We start from the raw sequence: 6,002 nt of genomic DNA, 5'->3' as shown, positions 1-6,002 counted from the left end.
CACGGCATAAGCCGTAAAGCCATTGCGCAGGGAAGGCCGGGTGTTCACCGCTGCCCTGTATGCTCGTGTGCAGCCTACTTAGTGCAAACCGCACACGGGACCGCGGGTGCAGCGCGCACCCGGTCTTCCCTGCGCCCTCTATTTGAAGGGCGGGAAGTTGCTGGCAAAGCTCGGGCGCAATGCGTCGCGAGAAAGCGAAACTGCGTTTAGACCACGGTGCATCTACAATCACCGCCGTCGTCCCGGGCTTGACCCGGGACCCATAACCACAGGAAGAAGTTTTGCGAACGGTCTCTGTTACAAAGCCTCTACCGAGAGATCACGCGGTATGGGTCCCGGCGTTCGCCGGGACGACGCGTTGATGGAGTTGGGGACGCAGCAATCAAACCGGCTTGCCCGCATACGGCATCGACGCCGTCAAACCGCCGTCGACCGGGATCGCCTGGCCGTTGACGTAGGACGCGTCGTCGCTGGCGAGGAACAATCCCATCGCCGCGAGTTCATGCGGCTGGCCCGCGCGCTTCAAGGGATTGAGCTGGCCGATCTTGCCGTCGGTGCCGCGCTGTTTGGCGTTGTCGAAGATCGGCTTGGTCATGCCGGTTTCGATCAGGCCCGGGCACACTGCATTGATGCGCACGCCGGTGCCGGACAGCGAATAGGCGGTCGTTTGCACCAAACTGATCACGCCGGCCTTGCTCGCGCCATAGGGATGTCCGCTGGCGCCGGCCTTGAGACCTGCGACGGAAGCGGTGCAGACGATCGAGCCGGACTTCTGCCTGATCATGTGTGGCATCGAATGCTTGATCGCGAGGAACGGTCCGATCAGGTTGATGCGCAGCACTTCCTGCCAGTGCTCCACCGTCTGTTCGGGAATCGGAACCAGCCCGCCGCTGACGCCGGCATTGGCCCAGATCGCATCGAGCTTGCCGTATTTCGACACCGCCTTGTCGATGAAGGCCTTCACGTCGGCTTCCGATCCCGCATCCGCCATCACGGCTTCGACAATGCCGCCGGCGTCACTGACGAGCTTTGCGGTTTCCTTCACCGCTTCGCTGCGATCGACCGCAATCAGTTTTGCGCCTTCCCTGGTGAACAACAAGGAGGCTGCGCGTCCGATGCCGCTGCCTGCGCCGGTGATGATGACGGATTTGCCTTCGAGGCGGCCCATGAGTTTCTCCCTGGTGTGGATTTGGTTATAGCGTTTTCAAGCGAAGTGGCTACCGGTTCGCGTGAAGAAAACGCGTCAGACATAGATACGCTTGCCGCCTTGCGGAATTTCAAACAAGATTTCAAACGCTGAAGTCACTTGAGACGTTGCGTGCTCTGACGTACAGCGACAGTGAACACTATTGAAGGGTGCCAGCGATGTCCAATACCGACAAGTCAGTAGCTGCTCCGAAGGCCGGAGTGGTTACCACGCGCTGGTGGTGGGTGCGGCATGCGCCGGTCCGTGAGGATGGCGGCTGCATCTACGGACAAAAGGATCTGGGCTGCGACACCAGCGATCGCGTGGTGTTTGATGCGGTCGGAAAAATCCTGCCGCGGGGCGCGGTCTGGTATTCAAGCAACCTGAAGCGCACGCATCAGACCGCGGATGCGATCTGGGCCGCCGGATTTCCGAGGCCCGCGGACATGCCGCACATCAAGGACTTTGCCGAACAGCATCTCGGCGAATGGCAGGGCATGAATCGCGCGGCGTTTCTGGCCAGCCGTCCCGCCGGTAGTCATTGGTTCGCGGCGATCGACGAACCCGCGCCCGGCGGCGAGAGTTTCATGGATCTCTACAACCGTGTCTGCGGCGCGATCGAGCGCATCACGAAGGAGCATGCCGGCAAGGACGTGATTGCCGTGACCCATGGCGGAACGATCAAGGCCGCGGTCGGTCTTGCGCTCGGTGGGTTGCCGGAAAAGGGCCTCGCCTTCGACATCGATAATTGCTCGGTGACGCGGCTCGATCACGTCGCAAGCGAGAACCATTCGATCTGGCGGCTGCCGATGGTCAACCAGCAGCCGTGGATTGCGGACGCCTCGCACAATGCGATGCATCAGCCGGCCGGGCCGGAGATCGTGCCGCCGGCGACGAAGCTTGCGTGAGGCGTCATTCCGGGACGGTCCGAAGGACCGGGCCCGGAATCTCGAGATTCCGGGTTCGATGCTTCGCATCGCCCCGGAATGACATTAAGTTGAAAAACCAACAACTGGGAGAGAGACATGAGCTTGTTCGACATGAAGGGCAAAGTCGCCGTCATCACCGGCTCCACGCGCGGCATCGGCCTTGCCATCGCGGAACGGATGGCCGAGCACGGCGCCAAGGTCGTGATCTCCTCGCGCAAGCAGGACGTCTGCGATTCCGTCACCAAATCGATCAACGAAAAATTCGGCAAGGGTACGGCGGTCTCGATCGCGGCGAATATTTCGAGCAAGGAAAACCTCCAGAACCTGGTCGATGAATCCAACCGCGCCTTCGGCAAGATCGACGTGCTGGTCTGCAACGCCGCGTCCAATCCTTACTATGGTCCGCTCGGCGGCATCTCCGACGATCAGTTCCGCAAGATCCTGGACAACAACATCGTCGCCAACAACTGGCTGATCAACATGGTCGTGCCGCAGATGATCGAACGCAAGGACGGCTCGATCATCATCGTGTCTTCGATCGGCGGTCTGAAGGGTTCGACCGTGCTCGGCGCCTATGCGATCTCGAAGGCTGCCGACATGCAGCTCGCGCGCAACCTCGCCTGCGAGTATGGCAAGCACAACATCCGCGTGAACTGCATCGCGCCCGGCCTGATCAAGACCGATTTTGCCAAGGCGCTGTGGGACAATCCCGATACCCTGAAAGCCTCAACCGCGCGTTCGCCGCTGCTCCGCATCGGCACCCCCGACGAGATCGCCGGCGCCGCCGTGTTCATGGGATCGGCGGCCGGCGACTTCATGACCGGCCAGACCATCGTGATCGATGGGGGAGCTACGATTAGTTGATCTCTATTTTGTCGTCCCGGCGAAGGCCGGGACCCATACGCCGTGTCGCCAATTATCGCTGACGACACGTCGTTACGGATGGGCCGCAGAGTATGGGTCCCGGCCTGCGCCGGGACGACAAGAGTCACTCCACCGCCGCGTACACCAAATTCCGCAACATCGTGCGGATGTACTCCCGCTGGCCCGGGCCCTGCATCATGAACACCGCGAACAGGTCCTCCTTCGGGTCGATCCAGAAGAACGTCCCGGCCATCCCGCTCCAGAAGAAGTTGCCGCGCGAGCCCGGGAACGGCGCCATGCCGTCATGGGTGCGGACCGCAAAGCCGAGGCCAAAGCCGTGGCCGGCCGGCATCAAGGGCGAGTCGACCTTGACTGACGGGGCGAGGTGATCGGACGCCATCAGTTCCAGCGTCTTGCGGCTGACGATCCTGACGCCGTCAAGCGTGCCGCCATTCAGCAGCATCTGGCTGAAGCGGGCATAGTCCATCGTGGTCGACACCAGTCCGCCGCCGCCGGATTCCATCACCGGCTTATCGAGCATGTTGAAGAGCTGGACCTTGTCGCCGTTCCAGGGATCGGTCGGGAACGCCTCGGCCAGCCGGCCGGCGTTTTCCTCTCCGGTGTGGAACGCGGTCTCCGCCATCTGCAGCGGCGCCAGGATGCGCTCGGTCAGGAAGGCGCCGAGCGAGTTGCCGGAGATGACTTCGATGATGCGGCCGAGGATATCGGTGGAGCGGCTGTAATTCCATTCGGCGCCGGGCTGGCAGATCAGCGGCATGCTCGCGACCATCACCGCATGTTCCGCATTGGTGATCTTGCGGCTGCGCAGCCGCGACTGCTGATAGAGCTGTTGCACCAGCCCGTTGCCGGTATGGTCGTAAGTGATACCCGAAGTGTGGCGCAGCAGGTCCTGCACCGTCATCTGCCGCGTCAGCGGCACCAGATCGAGCTGGCCGTTGTGCTCGACGCCGACCTTCTGGCCGGCGAATTCGGGAATGAATTTCGCGACGGGGTCGCTGAGCAGGAAGTGGCCGTCCTCGATCAGCATCATGATGCCGATCGAGACGATCGGCTTGGTCATCGAGAAGATGCGGAAGATGCTGTCCTGCGCCATCGGCGCGGACAAGATGGGCGCCTGCCGGCCGATCGCGTCGAACCAGCCGATCTGGCCGCGGCGGGCCACCAGCACGGTCGCACCCGGCAGGGTTCCCTTGTCGACCTCGCGCTTGAAGGCGTCCGACATGCGTTGCAGGCGGGTGGCGGAGAGTCCGATCTGTTCGGGCTTGGCGTGGGGGAGGGACGGGGTCTGCGGGGCGGCGGCGTGTTTGGGGGCGGTCTGCGCGTTCATGGTCTCTCCCATTGCTCTTGTTGTTATGGCAGGAGGGAAGTTTGGCGCAGAACCCTTGACTTGAACAGGCCGGTCACCGATTTCCAGAGGGCCGTTCACGGCTTCGCCCTTGCAATCGGGGCATCGCCTATGCTTGAAACGGGCCGAAACCGGCGGCGACGCATGGTTCGCGATAGGGGTGTAGCTCAGTTGGTAGAGTACCGGTCTCCAAAACCGGTTGTCGCAGGTTCGAGCCCTGCCGCCCCTGCCAGTTAAATCAAGGATTTGAAATCAAGGACTTGGTCGAGGTTCCTGCCGCCAGTCCGGAACTAGCCGAAGAAGGCGACGACCACTGCCATATCCGAAGTCGCGGGGGCGAGGCCGCGCAGATTCGCGTCAATCACGCGCCGGCAGGCATCGATGGTGACGGTATCGCCGAGGTCGTTGGCTGCGTCGAGAACGCTCCAGGCGATGTCACCTGCAGGTCCGTCCTGGCCGGTCTGGGGTTGGCTAGCAGCGACATCGTCACCTCATGGTCCATCAAGGGGACGGTCAGGATGGCGGGGAGCCTTTAAGAACCCGATCACGCTCTGATTCGGATTTGAGGGGCGCCCGGCACCGCCGGTTAACCAAGGGCCTTCGGGCCGGCCCGGGGCGTTTCCCCGGCCCAGGGGCCCTTCCGCCGGCCGGCGCATACCTTGACCTTTTGCCCGACTGGCAGTAGATACCCGCCACCTGCTGCCGGCCCGTTATGCGGATATCCGGCGCGGCTTTGAAATCCCCCGAACAATCGAGCCCGCTTGGCGGCTCATCCTTCGAGAGAGGGCTGGGCGCTAGAGGGCTGTTCGGATTCACTTAAATTCAGACATTCGTTTCACGAAGGACGCGGTACCCAACGATGGCTCTCAGCCCGTTCAAGTTCCTGCAGGAAGTGCGTTCGGAGACCGCCAAGGTCACCTGGCCGACCCGCCGCGAAGTGACCATCACCACCATCATGGTGTTCATCATGGTGGCGCTGTCTTCGATCTTCTTCTTCGCCGCGGATATGATCATCCGCTATCTCATTACCTTCCTGCTGGGCGTCCACTGATGAGCACCGGAACCCAAACGATGGACAAGCGCTGGTATATTGTTCACGCTTATTCGAACTTCGAGAAGAAGGTCGCGGAATCGATCCGCGAACAGTCCAAGCAGCGCGGGCTGGAGGAACTGTTCGAGCAGGTGCTGGTGCCGACCGAAAAGGTCACCGAAGTGCGCCGCGGCCGCAAGATCGACGCCGAGCGCAAGTTCTTCCCGGGCTACGTGCTGGTGAAGATGAAGCTGACCGACGAGGCGTTCCATCTCATCAAGAACACGCCCAAGGTAACCGGCTTCCTGGGCGCCGAAAACAAGCCGATGCCGATCTCGGAATCCGAGGCGATGCGGATCCTGCACCAGGTGCAGGAAGGCGTCGAACGTCCCAAGGCTTCGGTGTCGTTCGAAATCGGCGAGAACGTCCGCGTGGCCGATGGGCCGTTCGCGTCGTTCTCCGGCGTGGTCGAGGAAATTGACGAGGCACGCAGCCGCGTGAAGGTCGCGGTGTCGATCTTCGGCCGCGCGACGCCCGTCGAACTGGAATTCGGTCAGGTCGAGAAGGTCTGATCGTCTTGACCTCTTCCCGCATGCGGGGAGAGGGAAAAGTGCCGTGGGAGGAGAT

7 protein-coding genes and 1 tRNA gene are annotated in these 6,002 nt (G+C 62.1%); 6 read left to right on the top strand and 2 right to left on the bottom strand.

Annotated features, from left to right (window positions below; genetic code table 11):
* Positions 1-382 precede the first annotated feature (382 nt).
* Entirely contained in the window at positions 383-1,168 is a 786-nt protein-coding gene (locus JQ629_RS25160; RefSeq protein ID WP_212414907.1) for an SDR family NAD(P)-dependent oxidoreductase, read from the bottom strand.
* Between the two features lie 197 nt (positions 1,169-1,365).
* Between JQ629_RS25160 and JQ629_RS25155 the strand changes: the two genes are divergently transcribed.
* The gene (locus tag JQ629_RS25155) at positions 1,366-2,094 is read left to right on the top strand and encodes a histidine phosphatase family protein (protein WP_212414906.1); all 729 of its coding nucleotides are present in this window, start codon (positions 1,366-1,368) and stop codon (positions 2,092-2,094) included.
* Between the two features lie 117 nt (positions 2,095-2,211).
* On the top strand, positions 2,212-2,979 hold the full coding sequence (locus JQ629_RS25150; protein WP_192733886.1) for an SDR family NAD(P)-dependent oxidoreductase: 768 nt from the start codon (positions 2,212-2,214) through the stop codon (positions 2,977-2,979).
* Between the two features lie 124 nt (positions 2,980-3,103).
* Here the strand turns inward: JQ629_RS25150 and JQ629_RS25145 are convergent, their stop codons facing one another.
* Positions 3,104-4,327, bottom strand: a complete 1,224-nt coding sequence (locus JQ629_RS25145; protein ID WP_212414905.1) for a serine hydrolase domain-containing protein — start codon at positions 4,325-4,327, stop codon at positions 3,104-3,106.
* Positions 4,328-4,501: 174 nt separating this feature from the next.
* Here JQ629_RS25145 and JQ629_RS25140 point away from each other — a divergent pair.
* From JQ629_RS25140 to nusG, 4 genes are all read left to right on the top strand, one after another.
* A tRNA-Trp gene (locus JQ629_RS25140) sits at positions 4,502-4,577 on the top strand.
* A 28-nt stretch (positions 4,578-4,605) separates the two neighbouring features.
* Positions 4,606-4,881, top strand: coding sequence for a hypothetical protein (locus tag JQ629_RS25135; protein WP_212414904.1), 276 nt, complete (start codon positions 4,606-4,608; stop codon positions 4,879-4,881).
* Between the two features lie 323 nt (positions 4,882-5,204).
* Positions 5,205-5,396: a preprotein translocase subunit SecE gene (gene secE / locus JQ629_RS25130; protein ID WP_192733883.1), complete on the top strand. Its 192-nt coding sequence runs from the start codon at positions 5,205-5,207 to the stop codon at positions 5,394-5,396.
* 20 nt (positions 5,397-5,416) lie between these two features.
* Positions 5,417-5,947, top strand: a complete 531-nt coding sequence (nusG, locus tag JQ629_RS25125) for a transcription termination/antitermination protein NusG (RefSeq protein ID WP_192734252.1) — start codon at positions 5,417-5,419, stop codon at positions 5,945-5,947.
* Positions 5,948-6,002 lie beyond the last annotated feature (55 nt).

The organism is Bradyrhizobium sp. AUGA SZCCT0222 (genome assembly GCF_018130205.1).
Classification (GTDB): domain Bacteria; phylum Pseudomonadota; class Alphaproteobacteria; order Rhizobiales; family Xanthobacteraceae; genus Bradyrhizobium.
This window is presented reverse-complemented; position numbering and strand designations above follow the sequence as displayed.